The organism is Brucella rhizosphaerae, assembly GCF_002252475.1.
GTDB lineage: Bacteria > Pseudomonadota > Alphaproteobacteria > Rhizobiales > Rhizobiaceae > Brucella > Brucella rhizosphaerae.
The window spans coordinates 847,203-874,029 of record NZ_NNRK01000034.1 but is presented as its reverse complement, the minus strand read 5'-3'; the positions used below and the strand labels follow the sequence as shown (position 1 = coordinate 874,029).

The window sequence follows — 26,827 nt, the reverse complement described above, 5'->3', positions numbered from 1 at the left end:
GACCTAGTTCCCGCGAATGTAGTTTGAGAGGCCTGCTCGACGCAAAGCCATGATGCGACGCGATGCAGCTGCGTTTAATGCCGCGATAAAGAACATGACCGAAGAAATGGTCACTTCGTGCAAGAGCGGATTATGTAACATGCCGTAACTTCCGCATATTACAGCGAAGTAAATCAGGGCACGTCGCATACCCCAGCTGTCGGCATTTCGCCACAAATACACAAAGATCGAAAGAAAGGCTGCCATCATAAAAAACAACCCGATAATGCCGTCATTCAACAGTTCATCCAGGATTGTATTGTGAACATGCCGGAAGCCCTGAAGCAGGGAGGCCTGTTCATTCACCTGCGCCCTGACGATATCCATCTTTGAATAGGACCCAACGCCCGCAATTGGATTGCGCTCAATAACCTGAACCGCACTTTTCCACATGACTTCGCGAATGTCAGCCGAGATCTTGTCTTCCCAATTTGCGCTATTTCCGCTGTCATAATATTCGACCATACCGGCAAAACGCTTGGAAAGGACCTCACCCACGGGGCCGACAACAATCAGCGCTGCGAGTGCTGCGGCAAGTGCTGCATAGGCTGCACCCTGCTGTTTGATGCTGAAGCGTCTCAGGAAAAGAACAATCTCCAGGATTGCAAATACGGGCAACACGACGATGACAGCACGTGTTTCTGACGCAAGAACGGCAACAAGCCCCAATATTAGCCAGTGTGGTCCATTTGGAAGGTAGCGTGGAGCCTTAACAATGGGGATCACCGCAGAGATAGCCGAAACGCCTACAACAAACGCAAAAACTGCCTCGTTGCCACCGACACCAATACGTCCGCCTTGCATCAGGACAAGATATATTATCGCCAACACCGCCATTACCACACCGACGCGCGCGCCTAGTACATAGGCTCGCAACGGATCCTTGATCAGCATCATGCCCGTCCCGGCAAAAGCGAAGATGGCAATGAGCAATGTGTAGCCGATCTGCCGGTTGCCAGAGAACGGTTCACCACGAAAAAGGATAAGGCCGAGCGACCAAGCAGCGTAAAGCAGTATGAAAATGTAGAATTTTTTCGCAAATAGCCGCGCCACGTTGTGTCGCGCACAAGCCAGATAGATACCAATACATGAGAATAAAAAGAGCAGGATCGGGCCGAAACCAAGCCGAACAGGCATTGCTGCAGACGCAAGACCCAGGGCCCATGGATCAATCTTACGTCGAACAAGGAACGATTTCTTTAAAAAACTCACTCCCCAACCTCTTCCAATTGTTTGATTTTCAAACCGTAAGCGATTCGTCTGACATAGTCAGTCGCCCTGAAGAGGAGCGTCGTTAGTCTTTTATAGACAGGCAAACGCGTTTTGGCATATGCCGAGCGCCCCTGAGCAATCGTGGAGATCGCGACTTCTGAAAAGTTTACCAGCGGCCTGTCTGTCGTGAATATTTCATAGCTTCCGGCCCATCCGCGTTCCAGCGCAACATCGTAGGGTAGCGACATGGGGCGAAGTGCAGCAAGCAGCTTCAGCGCACCCTCTTTCGATACAATGTATGCGGCTGAACTTCCCAGCGGACCATGCATACAGCGCCCGACAGACAGATCGCCGTTCACTTTGTAGAAAGACCGATACGCGGCGGTACGATGATTGACCAGTTTGATAACGTCCCATCCCCGCAAACCCTTCGCCTTTGCAACGAATGACACAAAATCAGGCGTAAAACTTACATCATCCTCGACAATCACGGCATAAGGATCTTGAGCCTCGATAATCGCCTCCAGCGCCCTGATGTGGCTGAAATAGCAACCAATCTCAGCAGGAAGGGCAATTTTGCCATGCTTGCGACGGAAGCCTGCCTCATCAAAATTTCCCAACTCGTCATCGGCCAACAATTTGCCTTCAACAGCTTCGACACGGTGGAGATCAACTGAAAATTTATCGGCACTTGCCCGCAATGCATCCCATCGGTCCTGGGAGCGTGCGAGATTGATAACATATACCGGGACAGAATTAGCCACGGACTCTCCTTATTTCACGTCTGCTTCCCGTCTCACTTCAATGAGATCTATCGCATGTGCATAAAAACACAAGAAAGCCACACCACGCATTAATTTCTATCAATTCTAAACAAAGGTCTTTAATCAAATTGGAGACTGTTTCCCAACGTTTAAATCATGCCGATCAAATGCTCCACACACCCGATAGTAGTAGAACTGGACAAATTCTTGACTGGTATGACCGGCATCATCGCATTCTACCCTGGCGTGTAACACCAGACGAACAATCGCGCGGCATGGTGTCGGACCCCTACCGGGTTTGGCTTTCCGAAATTATGTTGCAACAGACCACTGTTGAAGCGGTCAAATCCTATTTCACGAAATTTGTTGAACGTTGGCCGGATGTTGCAGCCATGGCTGACGCGAGCGAAGACGATATTCTGCGAGCATGGGCAGGGCTTGGTTACTATTCGCGCGCGCGCAATCTCAAGAAATGCGCGGACCTCATTGCTGCAAATTACTGTGGAAAGTTTCCATCAACTGCTGCGGCTCTGAAAGAGCTGCCGGGCATTGGTGATTACACGTCAGCAGCCATCGCAGCTATCGCTTTTGGTGAACCTGCGGCTGTTGTCGATGGCAATGTGGAACGGGTTATTTCACGATTATTTACAATCGACACACCCCTCCCAGCTGCCAAGCCAGAGATTCGCGCCCATATGGGGCAAATGACTCCAGCAGACAGACCCGGCGACTTTGCGCAGGCTATGATGGATTTGGGAGCAACCATCTGCACACCGCGCCGTCCTGCATGCGCAATCTGCCCCGTCAATGATAACTGTGAAGCGCTTGCAAGCCGCGACCCCGAAGAGTTTCCCGTCAAAGCACCGAAAGCCCAGAAACCAATACGAACAGGCGCCGCTTTTATTGCGGTCGCAGACGATGGTTCGGTTTTGCTGCGTAAACGGGAGCGTGCAGGCCTCCTTGCCGGCATGACTGAAGTGCCCGGATCCGGCTGGACTGCACGCATTGACGGCGACGCCAGTATAAATGCAGCGCCTTTCATTGCAGACTGGGCACCATCAGGGAGCATCACGCATGTGTTCACACACTTCGAGTTGCGTCTTTCTGTCTACACAGTCAGCGATATTGCCAAGCATACGACCAATGACGGCTGGTGGTCTTCTCCCTCAGAATTAGAGGATGAAGCTCTGCCAACTGTCATGAAAAAAGCAATTACAGCCGCTATTCCAGATGCTTTCAAACGGGGGAGGAAAAACCGTTGAATAGTCCAGTCAAACACGTCGTTTTCGATATTGGTAAAGTGCTTCTGCACTATGATCCCGAGTTGGCTTACCTTGATGTCATTCCCGAGGTATCAGAACGACGGTGGTTTCTGGAGAATATTTGCACAGGTGCCTGGAATATCGAGCAGGATCGTGGCCGCAGTTGGGAAGAGGCTGAAGCCCTGCTTGTGGAAGCCCATCCAGATCGCAGTGACCATATTCGTGCATTCCGCCAAAACTGGAACCTGATGGTACCGCATTCCTACGACGACAGTGTTGCCATACTGCGCGGGCTTATTGCCGAGGGCCATGATGTGACCATGCTGACAAATTTTGCCTCTGACACACTGCGTGAGGCCCAAAGCCGCTTTCCGTTTCTAACCGAAAGCCGCGGCGTGACTGTTTCCGGCGACATTCGTATGTTGAAACCGGACCGTGAAATTTATGACCATCATGTAGCGAGCTTTGATCTCGATCCAGCTGCAACGCTTTTCATCGACGACAGTCCTGCCAACGTCGAAGGTGCAAAGACCGCTGGCTGGCAGGCCGTACATTTCACCGGCGCTCCGAAACTTGCGAGTGATCTCAGAGGTCTCGGCCTCTCTTTCTGATCAGAACATCTCCTATGACGAAAAAGACCCCCGAAGCAATCCACTTCGGGGGTCTTTTCATCAGACTTTGTTGGAGGTCGTCCGATAGTAGTAGGGTATTTCCAGAGCGTTTCCTACTTTGATTGAATGAGGAGAAACGCTCTACGTATTTGTTTGATCGTATTATCCTGCGCAAAACCGCTATGCACTTTTGCTGGAAATGCTCGACGTCAGATTTATGCGCCTGCAGCTGCCATCTGATCACGAATAATCGTGCGCAGTTCATCAATTGGCTTCAAGACGCCGTTTTCTTCAAAATGCCAGAACGTCCAACCATTGCAGGCGTCAAAGCCCTGCACTTTCGCACCCATACGATGAATGGAACCTGCGTCACCATTGGCAGCCAGTGTACCATCAGCACGGACGATAGCGGCATGGCGGCGACGCACGTCAGAAAGAACAGTGCCTGGACGCAAAAGACCGGCTTCCATGACCGAGGTGAAAGCCACGCGTGGTTCTGCGCGCTTGCCAGTCATCACAGTCAGTTCAGCCTTACCAAGCGGCTCAACTGCATCAATGCGAGCGGTGGCCGCATCAATATAGGCCTGCTCGCGTTCAATGCCGACGAAGTGACGGCCAAGACGCTTTGCAACAGCACCCGTTGTGCCTGAACCAAAGAACGGGTCCAGAATGACATCGCCCGGCTTGCTTGATGCCATCATGATGCGTGCAAGCAGAGCTTCCGGCTTCTGTGTCGGATGAACTTTGTCGCCGTTTTCATCTTTCAGACGTTCCGAGCCAGTGCAAATTGGGAACAACCAGTCAGAGCGCATCTGCACGTCGTCATTAGCCGCTTTCATCGCATCGTAGTTGAATGTGTAGCCTTTTCCCTTTGCATCACGTGAGGCCCAGATCAGCGTTTCATGCGCGTTCTGGAAGCGGCGGCCACGGAAATTCGGCATCGGATTGGTCTTGCGCCAAACAATGTCGTTCAAAAGCCAGAAGCCGATGTCCTGGAGCTGCGTGCCGACGCGGAAAATATTGTGGTAAGAACCAATGACCCAGATAGTGCCATTTGGCTTCAGCACACGGCGACAGGCCAGAAGCCATGCGCGGGTGAAAGCATCATAGGCCTGGAAGCTTTCAAACTGATCCCAATGGTCGTCAACTGCACTAACCATTGTCTGATCGGGACGATGGAGATCACCACCAAGCTGGAGATTGTAAGGAGGATCGGCAAAGATGACGTCCACCGAGTGATCCGGAAGGCGTTCCAGTGCGGCAACGCAATCACCCTTGATGATAGAGTCGAGCCAAGCGGTACGCGGGGCCTCAATAGGCAACTCATGTGCAAGACGTACTAGGGACATGGGATACTCGATTACCTGTGAACGCTAAAAACTTGTCCTTATGGTTACTGAGTAGGGTAAATATGCGGTTAACGCCAAGTGATTGAAATTGTAAACCTTTTCTTAATTTCCGCCAAAAAGCCCGCTTTTCTGGCACTTTGCATAACCAAGTCGCTTTGACAGTTTTGTTCCGGCCATATTAAAGCCGTCAACAAATTGCAGTTCGGAGCTGCTAAATGGCGCAAATAATAAGGCTTGGTTATTCGTTTGCTCCTATGATTGCGCTAACAACCTCAACTGATTTGCGTACCCTTCTATGTGTCTGACATGAATATCAATGAACTGCGTCACAACCGGTATTTGCGGGTGCTTTTTGTGCCGTTCCGCATGCGCGCTCTGGTGCGCGGCAGCGAAATCGGCCTCGCCATTGCCGGTGCAGCCATCGGCGTCATTTCGGCTCTTGCGGTCGCCGCCATTGGCGGCATTTCTCAATGGATGCATCAGGCGCTTTTCGGGCTTGCAGAAGGTGAGAGGCTCAGTTCAGCATCACAACTCAATCCAAGTGGCTATATTGCCCCGCTGGCGGGCGGCATTCTGATGGGCATCGTCATATGGGTGCTGGCGCGCTGGCGTAAAAAGCCCATCGTCGACCCCATCGAAGCCAATGCGCTTCACGGCGGACATCTGTCGCTGACAGACAGTTTCATTCTTGTCGGACAGAACCTCATTTCCAATGGATTTGGCGCCTCTGTCGGGCTTGAGGCGGCTTATACGCAGCTTGCCAGTGGCTTTGCATCACGCATCGGGCGGGCGCTCAAACTGCGACGCGCCGACTTGCGCACTTTGGTGGGCTGCGGTGCAGCCGCAGCTATTGCCAGCGCGTTTAACGCTCCACTTACCGGTGCTTTCTACGCGTTCGAACTCATTATCGGCGTATATTCCATTGCAACGCTGGCACCTGTCGTGGTCGCCGCCATTGTCGGCATGCTGGTTACACAGGCAATCGGCGGAGCTCCGTTCGTTATCCAGATCGGACCGCTCGACGGCATTGCAGCGCGAGATTATGTACCCGCACTGGTACTTGGCTTTCTGACCGCGGGCATAGGCATTCTCATAATGCGGGGCGTAACAACGGTTGAACGCATTGCGCGAAAAAGCATTGTGCCGACCGTGATGGCTCCGGCCATCGGTGGGGCAATTGTCGGCATGATCGCCCTCGTGTCGCCGCAAGTTCTGGCTTCCGGCCACGGTGCATTGCACCTGGATCTGAATGCCAATCTCACCATTCCAGTGCTGTTGCTCCTGATATTCAGCAAATCACTTGCCTCGGCCATCTCCATCGGCTCAGGCTTTCGTGGTGGTCTGTTCTTTGCATCACTGTTTCTAGGTGCGCTAACAGGCAAGCTTTTTGCAGCCGTGACAGGCATGGTGTTACCACTTTCGCTGGAGCCTGAGGTCTATGCGGTGATCGGCATGAGTTCGATGGCTGTGGCAATTGTCGGCGGCCCCCTCACCATGGCCTTTCTCGCGCTTGAACTAACTGGCGATTTTCCGATTGCCATGCTGGTTCTCGGAGCAGTCGTCTCGTCGTCACTTATGGTCAGAAAGACTTTCGGCTACTCGTTTGCAACCTGGCGCTTCCATCTGCGTGGCGAAGCCATCCGGTCAGCGCACGATATTGGCTGGGTTCGCAATCTTACCGTTAACCGCATGATGCGCCACGATGTACGCACCGTCCCGATTGACACAGATATCGAGACATTCCGTCACGACTTCCCTCTCGGCTCAACCCAGCGCGTTATCGCAGTGGATAGCGAAGGCCACTATGTTGGCATGATCCCGGTTCCGGAGGCCTATTCGGAAAGTTTTGATACGTCAGATGGCACTCGCGGCATCAGCGACCTGCTTCGCTATCAGGATCAATTCCTGTTACCGCAGATGAATGCCAAGGAAGCTGTTGCACGCTTCGACCGGGCAGAAGCAGAAGCGCTTGCGGTCATCAACAACGCGCAGGAGCGCAAGGTGCTTGGGCTTTTGAGTGAGGCGCACACATTGCGCCGTTATAGCGAAGAGCTGGATCGCCGCAGACGCGAGGTTTCAGGGGAAGTGTAAGCCGTATATCCCGGTTCATCTTCCGGGGCTGATTACCGCTCATCGGAATGAGATAATGCCTTATTGTGACGTGTCAGTCACAGGCTCGGTTCCGCGGTTCTCAGGCGTCACGCTGTAATAGTATGGTGTTGCAAGAATGAATGCCAGAACAACGACAATTGCGAGAATAAACAGCACAACGGACTTTCGCATAAACTTCTCCTTCAATGGAGGAAGGAAACGGTCAGCCCGGCATATCGTTCCGACAAATACGACCAGCTGAACGTCTGGAATTTGACGCGCAAGTCATAAAAGTGTAGCTCATCGGCGGTATTTCGGCGGATAACATCCCCCTATTCTCCCATTAGAGCGCATTTTGATCTGAGTGGACAAAATCATCGTTCTAACATTCTGATGTAACGCGCATCTTACCCGAAAATCGTTTCACACTTCGGTATGCGCTCTAAAAGGCTTGTAACATGGCGGCTCCTTCCCTGATTATTTTTGACTGCGATGGCGTGTTGGTGGATTCCGAAGTCATTGCGGCGCAAGTCGATGCCGTTCTTCTGACAGAAGCCGGATACCCGATTGAAGCGGAAGAAGTAGGCGAACGCTTCGCTGGCCTCACATGGCAGGACATTCTTCTGACCGTCGAACGCGAAGCAGGCATTCCGATTTCCGCGTCGCTGCTCGACAAGTCGGAGAAGCTGCTTGATGAGCGCCTCAAAAACGAAGTTCAGGCGATTGAAGATATCGTTGAAGTTGTTTCTGCACTTGGGTTACCAAAGTGCATCTGTTCGAACTCGACCAATGCGCGCCTTGAACTCATGTTGAAGCGCGTCGGTCTCTATGATCTCTTCGAACCGAATATCTTTTCGTCGCGCGAAGTCGGTTCTAAAAAGCCGAAGCCTGCGCCAGACGTTTTCCTCTATGCTGCAAAGCATTTCAATGTCGACCCAGCAGATGTCATTGTGATTGAAGATTCAGCACATGGAATTCATGGCGCACGCGCAGCCGGAATGCGTGTCATAGGCTTTACCGGTGGTGCACATACCTATCCCGGACATGCTGACAAGCTTACAGATGCAGGTGCCGAGACCGTCATCCATCGCCATAAAGATCTGCCCGGCGTAATCGAGGCTCTGTCAATCTGGACTGATGCCTGAGACCCACCAGATTTCCCGAAACAACCTCTTTCGGGAGAAATATCAATGCGAAAGCGCTGATCCAGCGCTTTTCTGCTTCTTGATTTCAAAGCGTCGAGCGTCCGCTCGTCAGAGCCGATTACAAAGCAGCGCTAGGCAGCGCTGCGCTTGTTCTTGCTCTTCGCCGCTGCATTGAGCGTAGCGAACAGTTCTTCCGATTCGCTTTCGCTCAAACCTATCATCAGCCTGTCACCGATTGATGCAGGCTCACCCGTGGCGACGTCGAAGATCGCCCAGGTATCTGTCGGTTCAAGAACACGTTCATATTTTGGTTTCATGAGCATAGACCCGAGCGGTTTCTGTAGACCGCCCTATCCTCTTGGTTCGTTGCAGTTTCAATCGGAGACGACCAGACCTTCATCGGACGCAATCATCTCTTCTGAAAATGTTGTAGTGCAAACCTCTTGCTTTTCACTTCACAGAAGCAGTCTAATTTAATTAGAATCTTACAGATTGGTTCTATAGTTAAATATCTATTTCGCAGTCGGGGTTCTTTGACGTCCGCGTCTTTTGGTTGGGGTAATGTTGCCAACCAGCGCTTGAGCCAATGCTGCATCAACAGGCCTTCCGAAGAACCAGCCCTGCCCTGACAGCTTGCCGCAAATACCACGGAAATAATTGACCTGAGCTTCGGTCTCGATACCCTCTACAACAATATCCAGACCATGTTCGTGTGCCATCGAAATAATCTGCGGCACAATTGAAACCGTTCCACATTCATCCCCGACTGTCCGCGTAAAAGCCTTGTCTATCTTGATTGCATCGACTTGCAGCTCGCCCAAATAGGCAAGACTTGAATAACCTGTGCCAAAGTCATCAATATATATCCGATGACCACGCTCACGCAGTTGCTTGATGCCTTCGGTAGCCTTCGCAAAATCGACAGCTGTGCGCTCCGTCAGTTCCAATCCAATCTGTTGCGGCAGGATATCAAATGCGCTCAGGCGTTGTTCAAGCTCAGCCCTAAAGTCAGGGTTTTGCACGTCCGCAGCTGTCATATTGATGTTAATCCGCAAAGACCGTTGCTGCCGTAAAAACTCTCCCATTTCCAAAATCACGTGGTCAATGACATATAAGGTGATGCGATTTGCGATACCTGCCGTTTCCGCTCGTGCAATAAATAAATCAGGTGGAACGAAGTCGCCTTTGGTTATCTCCCAGCGAATCAACGCCTCAAAACCCGTAATCTTGCCATTCCCAATATTGACGACAGGCTGATAAACCAGCGTGAGGCTCTTTGCTGCCAACGCCTTTTTCAAAAGTGAAATCAAAGACCTATCGCGATTTCGATAATAGATCCAGGCCGCGCCAAGCGCGCCGCCAACAAACATTCCCAGGATGGTAAAAACAAAAGGTAAAAGCCGGTCCGCCGAGACCCGCCAACTCTGCGATGTCACGACCGAAATACAGATACCAGTAACGGGATCGCAGGCCTTTTCACGCAGAATATCATCCGTAACACCGAATAAACGACTGCTGTTTGTTGGCACAAAACTGTTTACAACATTTCCGGGAAAAGCTGCTGGGAAGCCGTAAAGTTGTGCATGTTGCGTCTTTTCTGCATTTGTCAGGAAGATGGCGAATTTATATTGAGAGACGTGCAAGGCATCAAAAGCAACTGAGCTCAATACCACATTGGCTTCGCCCCGCCCCATGACTGGGCCGTGGCTACCGGGCGTGATCAGTTCATGATCCCCATAAACATATGTGCCATCATTCAGCCGCACATCTTCAGGTGAGCGCACCACATCAATGTCAATATCATTCAGAAGGGTCGAGCACTGAAGCCGATCGTTTACGAGACGACCTATATCCTTAACATGATACCCGCTAAAGAGCAGTTCACGTAGATAACGTTTGTCTTCGTCAGAGCACATTACATAGGGGGAACGGTTGGCCTGCTCCAACGTTTTCTTAGCGGAGGTCACTATGCGATTGGCCTGCGACATGAGCACCGACATATAGGCGTCCATATCCCGTTCTTCGTCCAGAAGCTGAAACCTGCTTCCAGCCCATTTGCCAGCAATGGCACCGAGCAGCAACATAACGATGATCAGAACATAAACAGGCGAAACAAAAGACCTATACTGAAGCCCCATCATAAAACCTGCCGTTCCAATATCGACAACCGAAAATCCAGTTTAAAATATCTTTTTCACGCCACTATGGTGCATAAAGTCAAATAAAGGCAATATCTACTATTTACTATATTCTTAGTAAAATATCACAGTAACACTCTCAAAGACCGTACTTAAATAATATATAATACAAAGCTGTAAAACTCAGAAGCGCCATAAACTGCAAGTGTAATTAAAGTGCAAAGAAAAAAGAGGTGCGCGCAACATCTGCGTACACCTCTTATGGTTTAAATTTCAAGCCCAAAATCCGGGCCGAAACAGGCGCTCAGGCTCAATACTTATTTCGTGTTGTACGGACCTTCATCAAATCCCACGAAAATCTGAACACTGCGAGCGCTTTCCGACGGAATTGAGATTCCCTTGTCGTTGAAGACAAATTGCGTTGCGCCACCACCACTCGTCACAGTCACACTCTGCTTGTGCAGCTTGGAATAGATGACCTTGTCGCCCTGAAGTACTGCAACGCGGACCGGCATGGTAATATTGCCGCTCTTGTATTTCGGACCTGGCACGACCTTGCCTGCAGCGGCAACGTCGAGACTGATGATCCCGTCAGTGTACTGGCAAGAACGTGTCGTATCGGTCAACGCCGCTTGATAAATGACGCGGCTTGCATCCTTGTCGCCACCTTTTTCATAGGTGTTGAAATAGGCAGTGCCGTCACGCAGCGAAACAGTTGGGCAAAAAGCACGCAACTCCGATTCCTTGATACGTGTCTGTCCGGCATCTGTCAGTGAGCCATCCGCAGATTTCTGCGTGCCACTTGTTGTGCAGCCTGCGAGCGCTGCGAGCAAAACCGTTGCAAAGACTGGAAACAACGATGAACGATTCTGTAATGCTTTCTGCATAAACCGGGCTTCCCTGCACTGATCGACCTGTTCTATACCACTATGCGATGCGTAGCGTGAGGGTGTTGTCCTGTTTTTTGTCGTCAAGAGCAACCCCATCGCTTCAAAGATGCTTTAATTCTTGCGGCTTTTTTAGGGACGCTCTATTGCATTGTGCGGCTAAAATCCGCCTCGATACGAAATGAAGGCCTTTGAGATGAAATATATCAGCACACGCGGCGAAGCACCTGTTCTGGGGTTTAGCGACGCTTTGCTCGCAGGACTTGCCCGTGATGGCGGCCTCTATCTTCCTCAGGAATACCCGCAATTCACACCGGATCAAATTCGCGCTTTACGCGGAAAATCCTATGTGGATATCGCGCTGGCCGTGCTGACACCTTTCATCGATGGCGAGATTCCGCAGACAGATTTCGAGCAGATGGTGCGCGAAGCCTATGGTTCGTTCCGTCAGGACGCGGTCTGCCCGCTGGTTCAGACGGGCTCGAACGAGTTCATTCTTGAACTGTTCCACGGCCCGACTCTTGCCTTCAAAGATGTCGCTATGCAGCTTCTCGCTCGCATGATGGATTATGTACTGGCCCAACGAGGCGAGCGCGCCACAATTGTCGGCGCCACCTCCGGCGACACAGGTGGTGCGGCGATCGAGGCGTTTGGCGGTCGTGACAATACAGATATTTTCATCCTGTTCCCGAATGGCCGTGTATCACCCGTGCAGCAGCGTCAGATGACCAGCTCCGGCTTTTCCAATGTTCATGCCCTTTCCATTGAAGGCAATTTCGATGATTGCCAGAACCTCGTCAAAGGCATGTTCAACGATCTCGAATTTCGTGATGCGATTTCGCTCTCTGGTGTGAACTCGATCAACTGGGCGCGCATCATGCCACAGGTGGTCTATTATTTCACGGCAGCGCTGAGCCTTGGTGCGCCTGACCGGGCCATATCGTTTACAGTTCCAACCGGTAATTTCGGCGATATTTTTGCAGGCTTTGTTGCCAAAAAAATGGGCCTTCCAATCGACCAGCTCATCATTGCCACCAACGACAACGACATTCTTTCACGCACGCTGGAAAGCGGTGCTTACGAGATGCGCGGCGTGGAACAAACAACATCGCCTTCGATGGACATCCAGATTTCGTCCAATTTTGAGCGTTTATTGTTTGAAGCACATGGTCGCGATGCGGCTGCGGTGCGCGGTCTGATGCAGAGCCTTAAGCAATCAGGTGGTTTTACTATCTCCGAAAAGCCGCTTTCTGCCATTCGCAATGAGTTTTCGGCAGGGCGTTCTACGGTCGAGGAGACTGCGCAAACCATTAAATCCGTGCTTGAAGCAGATGGTTATCTGCTCGATCCGCACTCTGCCATCGCGGTTAAGGTCGCTCGCGAAAAAGTGTCCGGTAACGCCCCAATGGTGGTTCTGGCGACAGCCCATCCGGCGAAATTCCCCGATGCCGTAAAGGCTGCGAGTGGGGTCAACCCGGAACTTCCGGCGTGGCTTTCGGACTTGATGCAACGAAAAGAAAGTTTCACAGTTCTTCACAACGAGCTGAAAATCGTGGAAGAATACGTTCGCCGTCATTCTCGGGCATAAAATTTACGTGCTCTGACAGAGAATAAGAACGGGAACCCGAATGGGACTATGGGAGCATTTTGCTTATGGGTGTTGAAGTAACGCGTCTTTCCAATGGCTTGACCATTGCTACAGATAACATGCCGCATGTGGAAAGTGTCGCGTTGGGTATCTGGGTCAAGGCAGGCGCACGAAACGAAGCTCCGGATCGGCACGGCATCGCCCATCTGCTGGAGCACATGGCTTTCAAGGGCACCGAGAAGCGGACTGCCTGGCAGATAGCCTCGGACATTGAAAATGTAGGTGGTGAGATCAATGCTGCCACCAGCGTGGAAACCACATCTTACTATGCGCGCGTCCTGCGCAATGACATGCCTTTGGCGATCGATATTCTCTCGGATATTCTGACAGCTTCCAAATTTGATGAAGCTGAGCTTGAGCGTGAAAAGCAGGTTATCATGCAGGAGATCGGCGCTGCGCACGATACGCCTGACGATATCGTTTTCGACCGTTTTACAGAAGCCGCTTATCGCCATCAGCCAATCGGACGCGCCATTCTTGGTGAACCCGATACGGTCATGTCCTTCACGTCGAACGATCTGCGCCAGTATATTGATGAACAATATAGTGCCGACCGCATGGTCGTGACGGCAGCGGGTGGCATAGATCACGACCAATTCGTGAAGGAAGTTGAAAAGCGTCTGGGCGGTTTCCGCGCACACAATACCGCACCAACACTTGATCTTGCCACCTATGTCGGTGGTGATTTCCGCGAAAATCGCGAACTGATGGATGCACAGGTGCTGATCGGCTTTGAAGGCCGCGCTTATCATGTGCGCGACTTCTATGCCTCACAGCTACTCTCGATGATCCTCGGCGGCGGTATGTCCTCCCGCCTGTTTCAGGAAGTTCGTGAAAAGCGCGGTCTGTGTTATTCGGTTTACGCTTTCCATTGGGGTTTCTCCGATACTGGTCTGTTCGGCATCCATGCCGCCACAGGTCGCGATGAGCTTGTAGAACTGCTCCCAGTCATTATCGACGAATTGCACAAGGCAGCGGATTCCATCAGCCTTGAGGAAGTCGATCGTGCCCGTGCGCAGTACAGCGCAAGCCTGCTCATGTCGCAGGAAAGTGCTGCAAGTCGCGCAGGACAGATTGCTCGTCAGTTCTTGCTCTATGGCCGCCCGGTCGCAAACAGCGAACTGATGGATCGCCTCTCGCTGATTACTCCGGAACGCCTGAGCGATCTTGCAGGACGTCTGTTCCTTGACAGCAAGCCGACCATTGCAGGTGTTGGTCCTGTTGGACGTCTGATGAGCTTTGAAGGGCTCACCGACGCTCTCTCCACCAGTGCACATACCAGGAAGATTGCCGTTTAAAGCAGTAAGGCAGTAAAATATAAAGGTGCTGGCAACGCGGAATAGTGCAAAGGGTTCTTATAATTCCAGAGCTTCGTGCTTCTTTCCGGATGCACAAAAGACGCTCTGGCTTTCTGAATATGTGCATCGTGTTTTCCGAAAACGGATTACGATTTTTGGAGCGATGCTATAGGCAAGAAACATATTTCCCTATTGCCTGACTGCTTTACTGCCCACCCGGCTCAAAACAGGAACCCGCATGATCGGCCTGCCATTCCGGCGCAGCAATCCGACAGTTCTCCGTGGGCAGCGCATTTATTTGCGCGAGCCATTGATGACCGATTTTGCAAGTTGGGCCAATGTGCGCGAGCAAAGCCGCGCCTTTCTCACCCCATGGGAACCGACCTGGGCTGATGATGACCTGACCAAAAACGCATTCCGTCACCGGCTGCGACGTGTGCAGGAAGAAATGTCTGATGGCACCGGTTATCCGTTTTTCGTTTTCCGCAACAGCGACAACCGGCTTTTAGGTGGCATTACGCTTGGTAATATCAGACGTGGTGTCGGCCAAAACGGTATGATCGGCTATTGGAGCGGTGTGTCCGTCGCGGGCAAGGGTTATATGACCGAAGCCTTATCAATGGTTATCCCCTTTGCATTCGGGGAACTAAGGTTGCACCGGATTGAAGCTGCCTGTATTCCCCATAATGTACGTTCGATACGGCTTCTCGAAAAAGCCGGATTTCAGAGAGAAGGACTGTTGCGCTCCTATCTCAAGATAAACGGCTTCTGGCAGGACCACCTGTTGTTCGCCCTTTTAGAAAGCGACATACGCATGACCAATGGCAAGGTTGAACGCTCGTGAATGGTCTTCAAGACAGGTTTTTTTCAGCCTTCACGCGTTTTCTCGCGCTGATTGTCATTGTGATTTTTTCAACGATTCATGCTTTTGCTATTGAGCCAATAAAAATATCGAAAGAAGACACTGCTCTCGATCTTTCGCGCGCGGTTGAGCTGCTGCGCAATCAGGGTGAGAGCGTACAGGTTTCTACTGCGCCCGGGGCAGATGGCATTGTGCGTCGTATCGAAGTGCAGGCCGATCCGAATTCCAACGCGTCCGGCGATTGGGCAGCTTTTTCCATCGCCAACCCGACAGACCAACAGATTGACCGCCTGATCGTAGCTCCACATTTTCGCCTCGTCGGCTCGGGCGTGATCTGGCCTGATCTGGGGTCGCAACGTGTTTCATCCATCACGCCCAGTGAGGGCTTTGCGCTTGACCGGCAGCCAAGTGCTGACGCCGACGTTTTTCGCATTACGCTCAATCCGGGCACTGTCGTAACGTTTGTTGCCGAACTTTCATCGCATAATCTCCCGCAGCTTTATCTGTGGGAGCCTGAAGCGTACAAGGATGCGGTCAATTCATACACGCTTTATCGTGGAATTCTGCTCGGTATTTCCGGCCTTCTCGCGCTGTTTTTAACGATCCTCTTCGTTGTTAAAGGAACGTCACTGTTCCCTGCGACTGCGGCACTCGCATGGGCTGTGCTGGCTTATATCTGTGTCGACTTCGGCTTCTGGAACAAGCTGATGGAGATTACGCCCGGAAATGAGCAAGTGTGGCGAGCGGGCACGGAAGTGGCACTTGCTGCGTCTTTGGTGATTTTTCTGTTCACCTATCTCAATCTAAACCGATGGCATGATCATTTCAGCTACGGTGCTGTAACATGGGTGCTGGGGCTCATCGCACTTGCAGGCGTTGCGGTATTTGATCCGCCGGTCGCTTCGGGCATCGCGCGCATGTCGCTGGCGCTGACGGTTGCTTCCGGCATCTTCATCATCGGTTATCTGGCGGTCAAAGGCTACGACCGAGCGGTGATGCTCATACCGGCCTGGTTGCTTACGCTCATATGGTTGCTTGGTGCCTGGATGGCTGTTTCGGGCCAGCTCGATAATGACATCGTCCAACCCGCTCTGGGCGGTGGTCTGGTGCTCATTGTGCTTCTGATCGGCTTCACTGTCATGCAGCACGCTTTTTCCGGCGGTGCGCTACAACAGGGTCTGCTATCAGATATGGAGCGTCAGGCGCTGGCGGTCATTGGCGCTGGAGATATCGTCTGGGACTGGGACGTCCCGCGTGACCGCGTCGTCACGACCCCTGACATTGCGAATTACCTTGGCAGTACCGCAAGTTCACTTCAGGGACCCGTCCGCAACTGGTTGCCAGCCATGCATGCCGATGATCGCGATCGCTTCCGTTCCACGCTTGATGCCATTCTGGAAAATCGACGCGGTCGTATTGGCCAGATTTTCCGCCTCCGTGCCAATGATGGCCATTATCACTGGTATGCGCTGCGCGCGCGCCCTGTCATCGGGTCTGATGGTGAAATCGTTCGTTGTGTGGGCACACTGATCAATGTGACTGAGCAGAAAAAGGCAGAAGAACGCCTGCTGCACGACGCTGTGCACGACAATCTTACCGGCCTGCCAAATCGTGAGCTTTTCCTTGATCGCCTCAGCAATGTAATGAACATGGCACGTGGCGAAAGCAGGCTGCATCCAACTGTTTTCATCATTGACATCGATCGTTTCAAACAGGTCAATGACAGCCTCGGCATGTCAGCTGGCGATACAATCCTGCTGACCATCTCACGCCGCCTGTCGCGCCTTATGCAGCCACAGGATACGCTTTCTCGTTTGTCCTCTGATCAGTTCGGCCTGCTGCTTGCATCTGAAAGTGATCCGGGACGCATTGCATCTTTTGCTGAAGCGCTTCGTCAGGCAGTCCGTTCGCCGATTGCCTATGCCAAGCGCGAAATCGTGTTAACCGCCTCAGTCGGCTTGATCACGTGGACGAAAACGGCAGCCTCTGCGGAAGATTTTGTTAAAGATGCGGAACTGGCCATGCATCAGGCCAAGCGCTTTGGTGGCGACCGCATTGAGCCGTTCCGCCCTGCATTCCGCGCCATTGGCAGTGACAAGCTGCAACTGGAATCCGATTTGCGTCGTGCACTTGAACGCGATGAAATCAGTCTGGTTTATCAGCCAATTGTTCGACTTGATGAAGGAACAATTGCGGGCTTTGAAGCGCTGATGCGCTGGGAACATCCACGCCGTGGTGGTATTTCTCCGTCCGAGTTCATTCCGATTGCGGAGAGCTCTGGCCTGATCGTGCAGCTTGGTCTGTTCGCCATTCAGCGTGCGGCAGAAGACCTGTTCTCCTGGCAGGAACTTTTCCCCAAGCTTGATCTGTTTGTGTCCGTTAATCTGTCAAGCACACAGCTTATCCGGCAGGATCTGATCAACGATGTGCGTTCAGTTCTCTCACGTATTCATCTCACCCCGGGCAGCCTCAAGCTGGAACTGACCGAGTCCGTGTTGATGGAGAACCCGGAACAGTCGGCACATGTTCTTGCACGCCTCAAAACTATGGGCGTGGGTCTGTCACTGGATGATTTCGGCACCGGTTATTCTTCACTTGCCTATCTGACGCGGTTCCCGTTCGATATCATCAAGATCGACCGTTCTTTCGTCAAAGGCGACCAACCGCAAAAGACGACGCTCCTGCGCTCTATCGTCAGCATGGCGCATGATCTGGGCCTTGCTGTCGTAACAGAAGGTGTCGACAGCGAAAGCGACGCTCTTCAATTGCGTCAAATGGGCTGTGAATATGTTCAGAGCTTCATGTTTGGCGAACCATCCAGCCGGGAAGACGCAACACGCATGATCAGAGAACAGCTGGACGCAGCTGCAGCTTGAATTTAGATTTTGTAGGGTAATTATTCAGGCGTGGCCGGCTTCGGAAACGAGCCGCGTCATGTCGATCCCCATGCGGGTCATCAGTCGGTCGTATTTTCCCACAATGTCGCTATCAAACAGCATATCCATCGGTGCGGGGCATGTCAGCCAACCATTTTCCGCAAATTCCAGATCAAGCTGCCCGGGTGCCCAGCCGGAGTAACCGAGCGTCATCAAGGCCTGCATCGGTCCGCTACCGCCATATATAGCACGCAAAATATCGACCGTTGCCGTTAGACACACGTCTTCCGTAACCGGCATCGTGGAATCAACCATGTAATCGTCGCTATGCAGAACGAAACCACGGGTTCTGTCGACAGGCCCACCATCGCGAACAACCATATGCTGCGCGCGCGGCGGAAGCATGATCAGATCTTCGTCATCAATGACACCAATCTGGCGAAGGAGATCGGGAAAGCCAACTGGCTGAACCTGATTGATGATAAAGCCCATCGCACCCTCTTCCGAATGGGCGCAAATATAGACCACTGCGCGGGCGAAACGCTCGTCGCTCATTCCGGGCATTGCGAGCAGGAATTGCCCGTTCAAGAAACCCTGCTCCTGGTTTGGCTTCCTGAGAATGGTCATACCTATGAAGGTAGCAAGCCTGCGGCAAATGACAATGAAATTCGTGCAATGTTTCTGTAAAGGTCAGACGAACTTGATTCTGGCTTACAAACTGAAGCAATCTGGTTTCTAAAAACCACAATTGAAGATTGAACGAATTGCCATGTTGCTCATGTACTTAATGATAATTCTTGCATTTATTTTCTGTCTTTATTCGATCTATGCGCAAGTCAAACTCTCTCCGTTGATCGATTTCATCAGGCAAAGCCCGTCCATGACAAAGACAATCGGTGATGTTTCAGATCTCTATTATATTTTTACGATGACGCGCGGTAATTACGGCTTCGCCCGTTATCTTTCGCGAACTCCCGTGCCACCAACTGAAATAGAAATGCAATTTGCCGATTATAGCCAGTTGCGCACCACGTCCAACATTGCACTCTTTCTCCATGTCGCGATGGGCGTAATGATCGGCCTGACCGTTATAATAAACCTGATCCTGAAACTCTGAACCATATTTTGCCTGCACAAACTGAGCCTTGATACAAACATGATTTTCCATCAATCTCGCCTCATGAGATTACGCGATTTACTGATCATTTCTTTTGTTATGACTGGGGCTTCGCCTGCGCTGGCAGCCTCGTCTGACTGGGTGGAGACGCCGGGTGGCAAAGTCCGCGTTGTTCTGGAAGAGAACAAACATGCCGGTGAATTGCGCGGCGCGTTACAGATCGATCTTAATCCCGGATGGAAAACTTATTGGCGCAATCCCGGTGATGCGGGCGTGCCGCCACAGCTCAATATTGAGGGAAACAGTTCTGCCCGAATTGATTTCCCCGCCCCCGTCAATTTTGGCGCAGGCGACGAAGGCGGCATCGGCTACACGCATCCCGTCCTGCTGCCGCTGACATTTACCGTCATGCCCAATGCCGAACACCTGAAAGGCCATGTATTTCTTGGTGTCTGCCAAAAAATATGCATTCCGGTGCAAGCGCAATTCGATTTTCCGTTGACGGCTGAAGATACAACCCCATCGCCACAAGCCATTGCCGCCCGCACAATAGTCGAAACTGCCTTTGATCGTCTGCCTGCATCTGCCTCGGCAGACTTCGGCGTAAGTGATGCAAAACGTCAGGCAGATAAAGCCGTGTTCGACATTGCAGTACCGGACGCCCGGGCACCCACCATGCTTTTTGTGGGGAGTGAGAAAATCAGCCTTTCCGAGGCAGTGGCCGATAAAACTTCAAGCAAGCCACGCTTCACAGCCACGCTTCATAGCAAAGTCAGCGAAGGCGCTTTGATCGATTATACGCTTGTGCAAAACGACAAAGCCGTTTCAGGACAGGTTCGGCTCGATTAGAGCGCTTTAACCTTGGTAATCAGTAATTTGAAATTGTCGGGCGGATCAATATCGGCTTAAGTGTCGTCGCCGTGTGTCATGCACTGGTGGATTGAATTTGATGGTTGAATCCCGACTGACATATACGCTGTTGCAAACGTCAAATTCCAAAAATCCACGAGATGCATAAACTTGCTGGTGGTTGTTCAGATGCAGATATTTGCTCGGGTCCTGTACCAGGGAGCAAATGTCGGAATCAAATCACTGGCAATCGAAGTTCCGAAATTCATACAGGTGAGCCTTAACGGCAGAAGCTCACTTTCAGGAGAAAAACGATGACGATCAAAGTTGGTGACAAGCTGCCCACAGCAACCTTCAAGGTGAAGACCGCAGACGGCGTCAAGGAAGTGACAACCGACGAAGTGTTTGCTGGCAAGAAGGTCGTTCTGTTTGCGGTTCCCGGTGCTTTCACGCCAACCTGCAGCCTCAACCACCTGCCGGGTTATCTTGAAAACCGCGACACTATCCTTGCAAAAGGCGTCGACCAGATCGCTGTTGTTTCGGTCAACGACCCGTTTGTTATGGGTGCATGGGCACAGAGCACCGGTGGCGACGGCAAGATCCTGTACCTTGCGGACGGGTCAGCGCTTTTCACAAAAGCCCTTGGCCTTGAGCTTGATGCAACGGCTGGTGGCCTCGGCATTCGTTCAAAGCGTTACTCTGCAATCGTTGAAGACGGTGTCGTGAAGACCCTCAACATCGAAGAACAGGCTGGGCAGGCCGTTACTTCAAGCGCTGCCACACTGATCGAGCAGCTTTAATAAAAGCGCGCGCGCCCCAAAAAGTGTGACGTTACCCTGCCCTTTGTGGTGCAACGCCATATGCTTGCATTTTCTCTGAGTGGTCACCTTCAGTAACCCTCAGAGTTTTAGCGGGGCAAATAGCCCCTCCATATAAATAGCCGCGCTGTGTTCCAGCGCGGCTTTTCCTTATTCATAAACTCTGAAGTCGCTACTTCACCTGAAGCGATTTGTATCCGTTATATTTGAAGGGCTCCATGCCTTCACGTGCAAGCTCGTCTGCGCGTTCATTTTCTGGATGCCCCGCATGGCCTTTAACCCAGTGCCAGGTCACCTTATGGGGCTTGCGCGCCTCATCAAGCGCCTGCCAGAGCTCAGCGTTCTTCACCGGCTTCTTGGCTGCCGTTTTCCAGCCATTGCGCTTCCAGCCCTCAATCCAGCCAGAAATACCATCACGCACATAAACACTGTCGGTATAAAGATCGACTTCACAAGGTTCCTTCAACGCCGATAACGCCGAAATTGCTGCCATCAGTTCCATGCGATTGTTGGTGGTATCGGCTTCGCCGCCTTTCAACTCTTTCACATGGCCATTCCAGCGCACGATAGCGCCCCACCCGCCGGGACCGGGATTGCCAGAGCACGCACCATCCGTGAAAACTTCAATCTGCTTCACGCGGCAGCTCCCGCCAGTTCAAGCCCATATTCGGTCGCGGACGTAACCTGACGATGGAAGCGCATACGACGCACATATTCCATCGGATCTTTTTTCATCACGAAACTGCCATCGGGAACAGTCAGCCAATCGTAAAGACGCGTCAGCATGAAGCGAACTGCGGCACCTCGCGCCAGAACTGGCAGGGCATCGATCTCAGCGACCGAAAGCGGACGCACAGAATTATAGCCGCGCAAGAATGCGGCACCCTTGGTAAGATTGAACGAGAAATCCTTCTCAAAACACCAAGCGTTCAGGCAGACTGCAACGTCATAGGCGAGAATGTCCGTGCAGGCGAAATAGAAATCGATGAAACCCGACAGCCGATCACTGAGAAAGAACACGTTATCCGGGAACAGATCCGCGTGAATGACACCTTCCGGCAATCCCACCGGCCAGTTCTTTTCCAGATAATCGAGATCACTCTCAGCCTCAGCAACCAGTCCCTGCTCAACATTGTCAGCACGTTGCTTTGAAAGATTCCATAACGGGCGCCAGTCGGTTAATGTGAGACCATTGCGGCGACGCATAGTGAAATCTTCACCAGCCAGATGCATTTCAGCCAATCCACGACCGACTTCTTCACAATGAGCAACGGTGGGTTTGCGCATCCACATGCCTTCAAGGAAGGTCACGATTGCTGCCGGGCGTCCTGCAAGTTCACCGATGGTAGCGCCGTCGCGGCGCACAACCGGTTGCGGGCATTCCAGACCGCGCTTGGACAGATGCTGCATCAAATTCAGGAAAAATGGCAGATCGTCGCGATTAACGCGCTTCTCATAAAGTGTGAGAATGAAGGAGCCTATCGTCGTGTGCAGAAGGTAATTGGTATTCTCCACCCCTTCCGCGATGCCTTTGTACGAAGTCAGAGCACCGATGTCATATTGTTCAAGAAAAGAACCAAGCTCGATTTCATTGATATCTGTATAGACGGCCATGCCGCTTATTTCCCCTGCATGAATTTAGGAATACCGACAACCCGGTTTTCGCCGTTGACGAATGCCATATCCTGCACCGTCAGCTCCACATCGCGGATTTCACGATTCACGAGGAAATTCTCGGTTTCAATTGTCGTTTCTGCCAGTTCGATTTTGACAGTGAAGCGTGCTTTGAAGGCGTCCATGATTTCATCGACGATAATTTCCGGTGCTGATGCGCCTGCCGAAAGACCAACCACCGAAATATCGCCGACTTTGTCCCACTCAATGTCCGAAGCGCGCTGAACAAGCATCGACATACCCGCTCCAGCCTTCTCAGCCACTTCGACAAGCCGCTTGGAATTCGATGAGTTCGGAGCGCCCACGATGAGAAAGAGATCACAACCGGGAGCGGCTGCGCGTACTGCATCCTGACGGTTCGTCGTAGCATAACAGATAGATTCTGCAGCCGGTGCGGTCAGATTGGGAAAGCGCTGCAGCAATTCTTCAATAATACCGGCCGTGTCATCGACTGAAAGCGTAGTCTGTGTCACGAAACCCAGATTATCCGGGTCCTCAAACTCGATCTTGCGCGCATCTTCCACTGTCTCAATGAGGGTCACTGTGCCATCCGGCAACTGCCCCATCGTGCCGATGACTTCCGGATGTCCAGAGTGGCCAATCAGGATCACATGACGGCCAAGGCGCTGATGGCGCATCGCCTGCTTGTGAACCTTGGAAACCAATGGACAGGTTGCATCGAGATAAAAAAGGTTCTTGGCTTCCGCATCAGCAGGCACCGATTTTGGTACGCCATGGGCAGAGAAGACGACCGGCTGATCACGATGTTCTGCCGGAATTTCATCGAGCTCTTCGACAAAAATTGCGCCGCGCGATTGCAGGCCTTCAACGACATAACGATTATGGACGATTTCATGGCGCACGTAGACCGGTGCACCATATTTCTTCAATGCCAGCACGACGATCTGGATGGCCCGATCAACGCCTGCACAAAAGCCACGCGGGCCGCAAAGACGTATTTCCAGAGGGGGGCGTTTATCAGTCATGAATCGTGCTCGCTGAATTAAAGCGTGTCGCGTTTTATCATAGCCGTACGACACGCTTTAATCTTTTGTTTTTACGCATGTCCATATCCCAAAACCGGTTCCCACTTTTGGGAGACGTGCTTCAGGCATGAGACGCGAAGAGTTATATAGGGCCGGAGTTGGGCTGCAACGAGACCTTTGTCAACCCTTATCCATCTTTCGATACCGCCAGAACCACGTTCCGGCAACCCCTAGCAGCGCCAAAGCAAGACCATACCAGGTGACGGCATATTGCAGATGGTTATTGGGGAAATCGATGATCGTTACCCCGCCAATCGGCAAACCTCCGAAATTCGGTTTGTTATCCGCATCGATAAAGAAAGGAACGGCATCATCTAGCGATGGGATATCCGCACTTTCGGCCATCGCTGACCAATCCTTCCAAAAGAAGATATTCTTGGCTAGGTCATTATCAGGAAGAAAATAGCCAGGCTTGGAGGTCAACGGGTCGCGGGCCAATCCCGTGATCGTAACAGGTCCATCCAATTGTCCGTCGAGTCGAGTTTCGGCATCCTTTTTCTCGTAAGGCACAAACCCACGATTAACGAGCACGAACCGGCCATCTTCAAGCATTAACGGCGTGTAGACATTGAAGCCCGGCTTGCCGTCAAAAGTCGCTAGAAAATGCCGTTCTCCCTGATGCATGAACGTGCCCGAGACTGTCACGGGCCGGTATTCAACCGTTCCCTTTTCGCGGTAGATTTTTTCCATTTCGGATAAAGGAAGTGGCGCTTCATGAACACGCTCCTGCGTAGAAGCAAGCAGTGCTTCTTTCCACTGCAACCGCTCAACCTGCCATGTCCCAAGCGCCAGTAAGATCACAAATGCGATCAGGGATGCAATCAGTATGCCCCACGGAAACCGGCGCGGCTTTTGAACTTGGATCATTTACCATCATCCAGACGTCCCTGAGACGCCTTATTGCGATATTGCATATTGATCAGAATACCCTTGATGCTGCGCATGGCAACAAGACTTAGAATGATAGCCAGTGGTACCCACAAGATGAAATGGACCCAAAGCGGTGGTCCGTAATTGACCTCCATCCATAAGGCCGACCCAACCACGATAAAACCGATGATGAGAATAACGAAAGCGGCTGGACCATCGCCTGAATCGGCGAAGGAATAATCAAGTCCGCAGACCCGGCACTTAGGCGCGACCGTCAGAAAACCATTAAACAGCTTCCCCTCGCCGCAGCGAGGACAATGTCCGGTAATCCCGCTTTTGACCGGATCAACCGGCGGATAAAGATTATGATCCGACATTGTACGCTCCCATTTCCTAACCACTCCCCCTCATGTTGGAGCAGTTTCAACTAAGAATGTCGCATTGAAACTATATCAACTCTTAATTTCTGCGCATTTTCAGGCACAAAAGCGGCCCAGTTCTGTTTACCAGACAAGCAAAAGGCGGCCATGTTACCAGGGCCGCCCTGCAATCTTACCAGCCGATCAATCAGCCAGCGTGCATTGGTGCACCCCAACCGCCCCACACATAGATGGTGAAGAACAGGAACAGCCAGACAACGTCCACGAAGTGCCAGTACCATGCAGCCGCTTCAAAACCGAAATGGCGTTCAGGTGTGAAATCGCCACTCATGGAACGGAAGAGAATAACCAAAAGGAAAATCGTTCCAATGATAACGTGGAAGCCGTGGAAGCCGGTTGCCATGAAGAACGTCGCGCCATAGATCGAGTCTTTGAACTCGAATGGTGCGTGGATGTATTCATAAGCCTGCACGAATGAGAACAGCACGCCCAACACAACCGTCAGCGCAAGGCCTGTGATCATGCCTTTGCGATCTTTGTGCAGCAATGCATGATGCGCCCAGGTCAGCGTTGTGCCCGAGAGCAGCAGGATAACCGTGTTGTAAAGCGGCAGATGCAGCGGATCGAGCACCTCAATGCCCTTCGGAGGCCACTGACCACCCGTGAACTCAGCACGGGCAACCTGATGCACTTCGTTCGGGAAAAGGCTCGCATCAAAGAAAGCCCAGAACCATGCTGCGAAGAACATGACTTCCGAGGCGATGAACATGATCATGCCATAGCGCAGGTGCAGCGACACGACGCGCGTGTGATGGCCTTCATGACCTTCCTTGATGGTATCTGACCACCAAGCGTACATGCAGTAAAGAATGATTGCGAGGCCAATGAAGAAAATCCATGGCGTAACAATGTTCAAACCGAAGAACTTGAGTTCGCCGGAATTGATATAACGCATCCAGGCAATACCGCCGATAGCAAGCACGAATGCGCCCATCGAACTCAGGAACGGCCAGGGGCTCGGCGCTATGATGTGATAATCGTGATTCTTCTCGTGAACGTCCGCCATGTCTCTCCCCAAGGCTCCTCTCTATGCCTTCATACCTGAGTTCATTTAGAACATCAGGTAATTCCCTAATCATTGCAACAATAGAGCCGCTTGGCGCTTTTGTCTTTGCGGCATTGTGTGCCGCTTTAACCGTTCTTTTTGCGCATTATCCGACGCAAATTTGCTGGAAATGCTCCAGTTATCTAAGCTCAGCTACCGTTGCTGCCCGTTGGTGCCACCTTCGCGTTTGCGACGGGCTTTGGCTTGTCGATCGGGAAGAACGTATAGGATAACGTGATTGTCTTCACGTCCTTCAGGTCCGGATCATTGACGATCTCCGGATCAACGAAGAAAACAACCGGCATTTCCATGTCTTCACCCGGTTGCAAAGTCGTATCGGTGAAGCAGAAACACTCGACCTTGTTAAAATAGGCTCCTGCACGACCCGGTGCGACATTGAAACTTGCGCGGCCATAAGTGGGCTCGTCAAAGAGGTTACGCGCTTCATACTTGATCATGGTGGTTTCACCAATGCGCACGGTGACTTCGCGCTCAACCGGCTTGAAATCCCAAGGCAGGCCATTGGCCGTATTGGCGTCGAAACGCACCTTCATTGTCTTGTCGAGAATGGTGTCGGAATACTGTTCGACGCGTTGCGTCGTACCACCGTAACCAGTCACCTGGCAGAAAATACGATAGAGCGGCACAGAAGCGTAAGCTGCGCCGATCATGCAGACAAAGAAAGACAGGCACGCGATCGCAACCGTACGATTGGAGCGATTGAGGCGTTTCTGCTTTTCGTCAACCTTCTGCTGATCTGCCATTCTATCCTCCCAGATCGAACCC

General features: G+C 51.9%; 26 protein-coding genes. 11 read left to right on the top strand and 15 right to left on the bottom strand.

Annotated elements, in window-relative coordinates; translation table 11 throughout:
* Positions 1-3: 3 nt before the first annotated feature.
* Entirely contained in the window at positions 4-1,251 is a 1,248-nt protein-coding gene (locus tag CEV32_RS21255) for an O-antigen ligase family protein (RefSeq protein ID WP_094579054.1), read from the bottom strand.
* The gene (locus tag CEV32_RS21250; RefSeq protein ID WP_094579053.1) at positions 1,248-2,015 is read right to left on the bottom strand and encodes a glycosyltransferase family 25 protein; all 768 of its coding nucleotides are present in this window, start codon (positions 2,013-2,015) and stop codon (positions 1,248-1,250) included. Before CEV32_RS21250 ends, CEV32_RS21255 begins: the two co-directional genes overlap by 4 nt.
* 167 nt (positions 2,016-2,182) lie before the next feature.
* Between CEV32_RS21250 and mutY the strand changes: the two genes are divergently transcribed.
* Together mutY and CEV32_RS21240 are read left to right on the top strand one after the other, a co-directional pair.
* Positions 2,183-3,277, top strand: coding sequence for an A/G-specific adenine glycosylase (gene mutY / locus CEV32_RS21245; protein ID WP_094579052.1), 1,095 nt, complete (start codon positions 2,183-2,185; stop codon positions 3,275-3,277).
* Positions 3,274-3,888 carry an HAD family hydrolase gene (locus CEV32_RS21240; protein ID WP_094579051.1) on the top strand — a complete coding sequence of 205 codons (615 nt, stop codon included), beginning with the start codon at positions 3,274-3,276 and terminating at the stop codon, positions 3,886-3,888. The genes mutY and CEV32_RS21240 overlap by 4 nt, the downstream gene beginning before the upstream one ends.
* A gap of 215 nt (positions 3,889-4,103) precedes the next feature.
* Here the strand turns inward: CEV32_RS21240 and CEV32_RS21235 are convergent, their stop codons facing one another.
* Complete coding sequence (locus tag CEV32_RS21235) at positions 4,104-5,237, bottom strand: site-specific DNA-methyltransferase (RefSeq protein ID WP_094579050.1); 1,134 nt, start codon at positions 5,235-5,237, stop codon at positions 4,104-4,106.
* Positions 5,238-5,543: 306 nt separating this feature from the next.
* Here CEV32_RS21235 and CEV32_RS21230 point away from each other — a divergent pair, with 306 nt between their 5' ends.
* Positions 5,544-7,328, top strand: coding sequence for a chloride channel protein (locus CEV32_RS21230; RefSeq protein ID WP_094579049.1), 1,785 nt, complete (start codon positions 5,544-5,546; stop codon positions 7,326-7,328).
* 60 nt (positions 7,329-7,388) lie between these two features.
* Here CEV32_RS21230 and CEV32_RS23995 read toward each other — a convergent pair whose 3' ends face one another.
* Positions 7,389-7,520 carry a hypothetical protein gene (locus CEV32_RS23995; protein ID WP_268876703.1) on the bottom strand — a complete coding sequence of 44 codons (132 nt, stop codon included), beginning with the start codon at positions 7,518-7,520 and terminating at the stop codon, positions 7,389-7,391.
* 266 nt (positions 7,521-7,786) lie between these two features.
* Here CEV32_RS23995 and CEV32_RS21225 point away from each other — a divergent pair, with 266 nt between their 5' ends.
* Positions 7,787-8,473 carry an HAD family hydrolase gene (locus CEV32_RS21225; protein ID WP_094579048.1) on the top strand — a complete coding sequence of 229 codons (687 nt, stop codon included), beginning with the start codon at positions 7,787-7,789 and terminating at the stop codon, positions 8,471-8,473.
* Positions 8,474-8,604: 131 nt separating this feature from the next.
* On the opposite strand, the gene CEV32_RS21220 is transcribed toward CEV32_RS21225, so the two are convergent.
* The 3 genes from CEV32_RS21220 to CEV32_RS21210 all read right to left on the bottom strand — a co-directional run bounded on the left by CEV32_RS21220 (position 8,605) and on the right by CEV32_RS21210 (position 11,498).
* Positions 8,605-8,790: a hypothetical protein gene (locus CEV32_RS21220; protein ID WP_094579209.1), complete on the bottom strand. Its 186-nt coding sequence runs from the start codon at positions 8,788-8,790 to the stop codon at positions 8,605-8,607.
* 195 nt (positions 8,791-8,985) lie between these two features.
* The gene (locus tag CEV32_RS21215) at positions 8,986-10,611 is read right to left on the bottom strand and encodes an EAL domain-containing protein (RefSeq protein ID WP_167382838.1); all 1,626 of its coding nucleotides are present in this window, start codon (positions 10,609-10,611) and stop codon (positions 8,986-8,988) included.
* A 317-nt stretch (positions 10,612-10,928) separates the two neighbouring features.
* Positions 10,929-11,498 (bottom strand): hypothetical protein, encoded by a 570-nt coding sequence (locus CEV32_RS21210; RefSeq protein ID WP_094579046.1) that lies wholly within the window; start codon positions 11,496-11,498, stop codon positions 10,929-10,931.
* Between the two features lie 196 nt (positions 11,499-11,694).
* Between CEV32_RS21210 and thrC the strand changes: the two genes are divergently transcribed.
* The 4 genes from thrC (at position 11,695) to CEV32_RS21190 (ending at position 18,182) form a co-directional block, all read left to right on the top strand.
* Positions 11,695-13,086, top strand: coding sequence for a threonine synthase (thrC, locus tag CEV32_RS21205; RefSeq protein ID WP_094579045.1), 1,392 nt, complete (start codon positions 11,695-11,697; stop codon positions 13,084-13,086).
* Positions 13,087-13,151: 65 nt separating this feature from the next.
* The gene (locus CEV32_RS21200; protein WP_094579044.1) at positions 13,152-14,444 is read left to right on the top strand and encodes a M16 family metallopeptidase; all 1,293 of its coding nucleotides are present in this window, start codon (positions 13,152-13,154) and stop codon (positions 14,442-14,444) included.
* Positions 14,445-14,682: 238 nt separating this feature from the next.
* On the top strand, positions 14,683-15,288 hold the full coding sequence (locus CEV32_RS21195; RefSeq protein WP_094579043.1) for a GNAT family N-acetyltransferase: 606 nt from the start codon (positions 14,683-14,685) through the stop codon (positions 15,286-15,288).
* On the top strand, positions 15,285-18,182 hold the full coding sequence (locus tag CEV32_RS21190; RefSeq protein ID WP_094579042.1) for a sensor domain-containing phosphodiesterase: 2,898 nt from the start codon (positions 15,285-15,287) through the stop codon (positions 18,180-18,182). The genes CEV32_RS21195 and CEV32_RS21190 overlap by 4 nt, the downstream gene beginning before the upstream one ends.
* A gap of 24 nt (positions 18,183-18,206) precedes the next feature.
* Here CEV32_RS21190 and CEV32_RS21185 read toward each other — a convergent pair whose 3' ends face one another.
* Positions 18,207-18,809, bottom strand: a complete 603-nt coding sequence (locus CEV32_RS21185) for a YqgE/AlgH family protein (RefSeq protein ID WP_094579041.1) — start codon at positions 18,807-18,809, stop codon at positions 18,207-18,209.
* Between the two features lie 253 nt (positions 18,810-19,062).
* Between CEV32_RS21185 and CEV32_RS21180 the strand changes: the two genes are divergently transcribed.
* The 3 genes from CEV32_RS21180 (at position 19,063) to CEV32_RS21170 (ending at position 20,948) form a co-directional block, all read left to right on the top strand.
* Positions 19,063-19,299: a hypothetical protein gene (locus CEV32_RS21180; RefSeq protein ID WP_143128858.1), complete on the top strand. Its 237-nt coding sequence runs from the start codon at positions 19,063-19,065 to the stop codon at positions 19,297-19,299.
* A gap of 63 nt (positions 19,300-19,362) precedes the next feature.
* Positions 19,363-20,148, top strand: coding sequence for a protein-disulfide reductase DsbD domain-containing protein (locus tag CEV32_RS21175; protein ID WP_094579208.1), 786 nt, complete (start codon positions 19,363-19,365; stop codon positions 20,146-20,148).
* A gap of 314 nt (positions 20,149-20,462) precedes the next feature.
* Positions 20,463-20,948, top strand: coding sequence for a peroxiredoxin (locus CEV32_RS21170; RefSeq protein ID WP_094579039.1), 486 nt, complete (start codon positions 20,463-20,465; stop codon positions 20,946-20,948).
* 190 nt (positions 20,949-21,138) lie between these two features.
* Here the strand turns inward: CEV32_RS21170 and rnhA are convergent, their stop codons facing one another.
* The 7 genes from rnhA to CEV32_RS21135 all read right to left on the bottom strand — a co-directional run bounded on the left by rnhA (position 21,139) and on the right by CEV32_RS21135 (position 26,805).
* Positions 21,139-21,603 carry a ribonuclease HI gene (gene rnhA, locus CEV32_RS21165; protein WP_094579038.1) on the bottom strand — a complete coding sequence of 155 codons (465 nt, stop codon included), beginning with the start codon at positions 21,601-21,603 and terminating at the stop codon, positions 21,139-21,141.
* Entirely contained in the window at positions 21,600-22,580 is a 981-nt protein-coding gene (locus tag CEV32_RS21160) for a homoserine kinase (RefSeq protein ID WP_094579037.1), read from the bottom strand. The genes rnhA and CEV32_RS21160 overlap by 4 nt, the downstream gene beginning before the upstream one ends.
* A 5-nt stretch (positions 22,581-22,585) precedes the next feature.
* Positions 22,586-23,626 carry a 4-hydroxy-3-methylbut-2-enyl diphosphate reductase gene (gene ispH / locus CEV32_RS21155; protein ID WP_094579036.1) on the bottom strand — a complete coding sequence of 347 codons (1,041 nt, stop codon included), beginning with the start codon at positions 23,624-23,626 and terminating at the stop codon, positions 22,586-22,588.
* Positions 23,627-23,806: 180 nt separating this feature from the next.
* On the bottom strand, positions 23,807-24,553 hold the full coding sequence (locus CEV32_RS21150) for an SURF1 family protein (RefSeq protein ID WP_094579035.1): 747 nt from the start codon (positions 24,551-24,553) through the stop codon (positions 23,807-23,809).
* A complete protein-coding gene (locus tag CEV32_RS21145; protein ID WP_094579034.1) occupies positions 24,550-24,933 on the bottom strand; it encodes a DUF983 domain-containing protein in 384 nt (127 codons plus the stop codon). Before CEV32_RS21145 ends, CEV32_RS21150 begins: the two co-directional genes overlap by 4 nt.
* A 190-nt stretch (positions 24,934-25,123) precedes the next feature.
* Positions 25,124-26,002 carry a cytochrome c oxidase subunit 3 gene (locus CEV32_RS21140; protein ID WP_094579033.1) on the bottom strand — a complete coding sequence of 293 codons (879 nt, stop codon included), beginning with the start codon at positions 26,000-26,002 and terminating at the stop codon, positions 25,124-25,126.
* 188 nt (positions 26,003-26,190) lie between these two features.
* Positions 26,191-26,805 (bottom strand): cytochrome c oxidase assembly protein, encoded by a 615-nt coding sequence (locus CEV32_RS21135; protein WP_094579032.1) that lies wholly within the window; start codon positions 26,803-26,805, stop codon positions 26,191-26,193.
* Positions 26,806-26,827 lie beyond the last annotated feature (22 nt).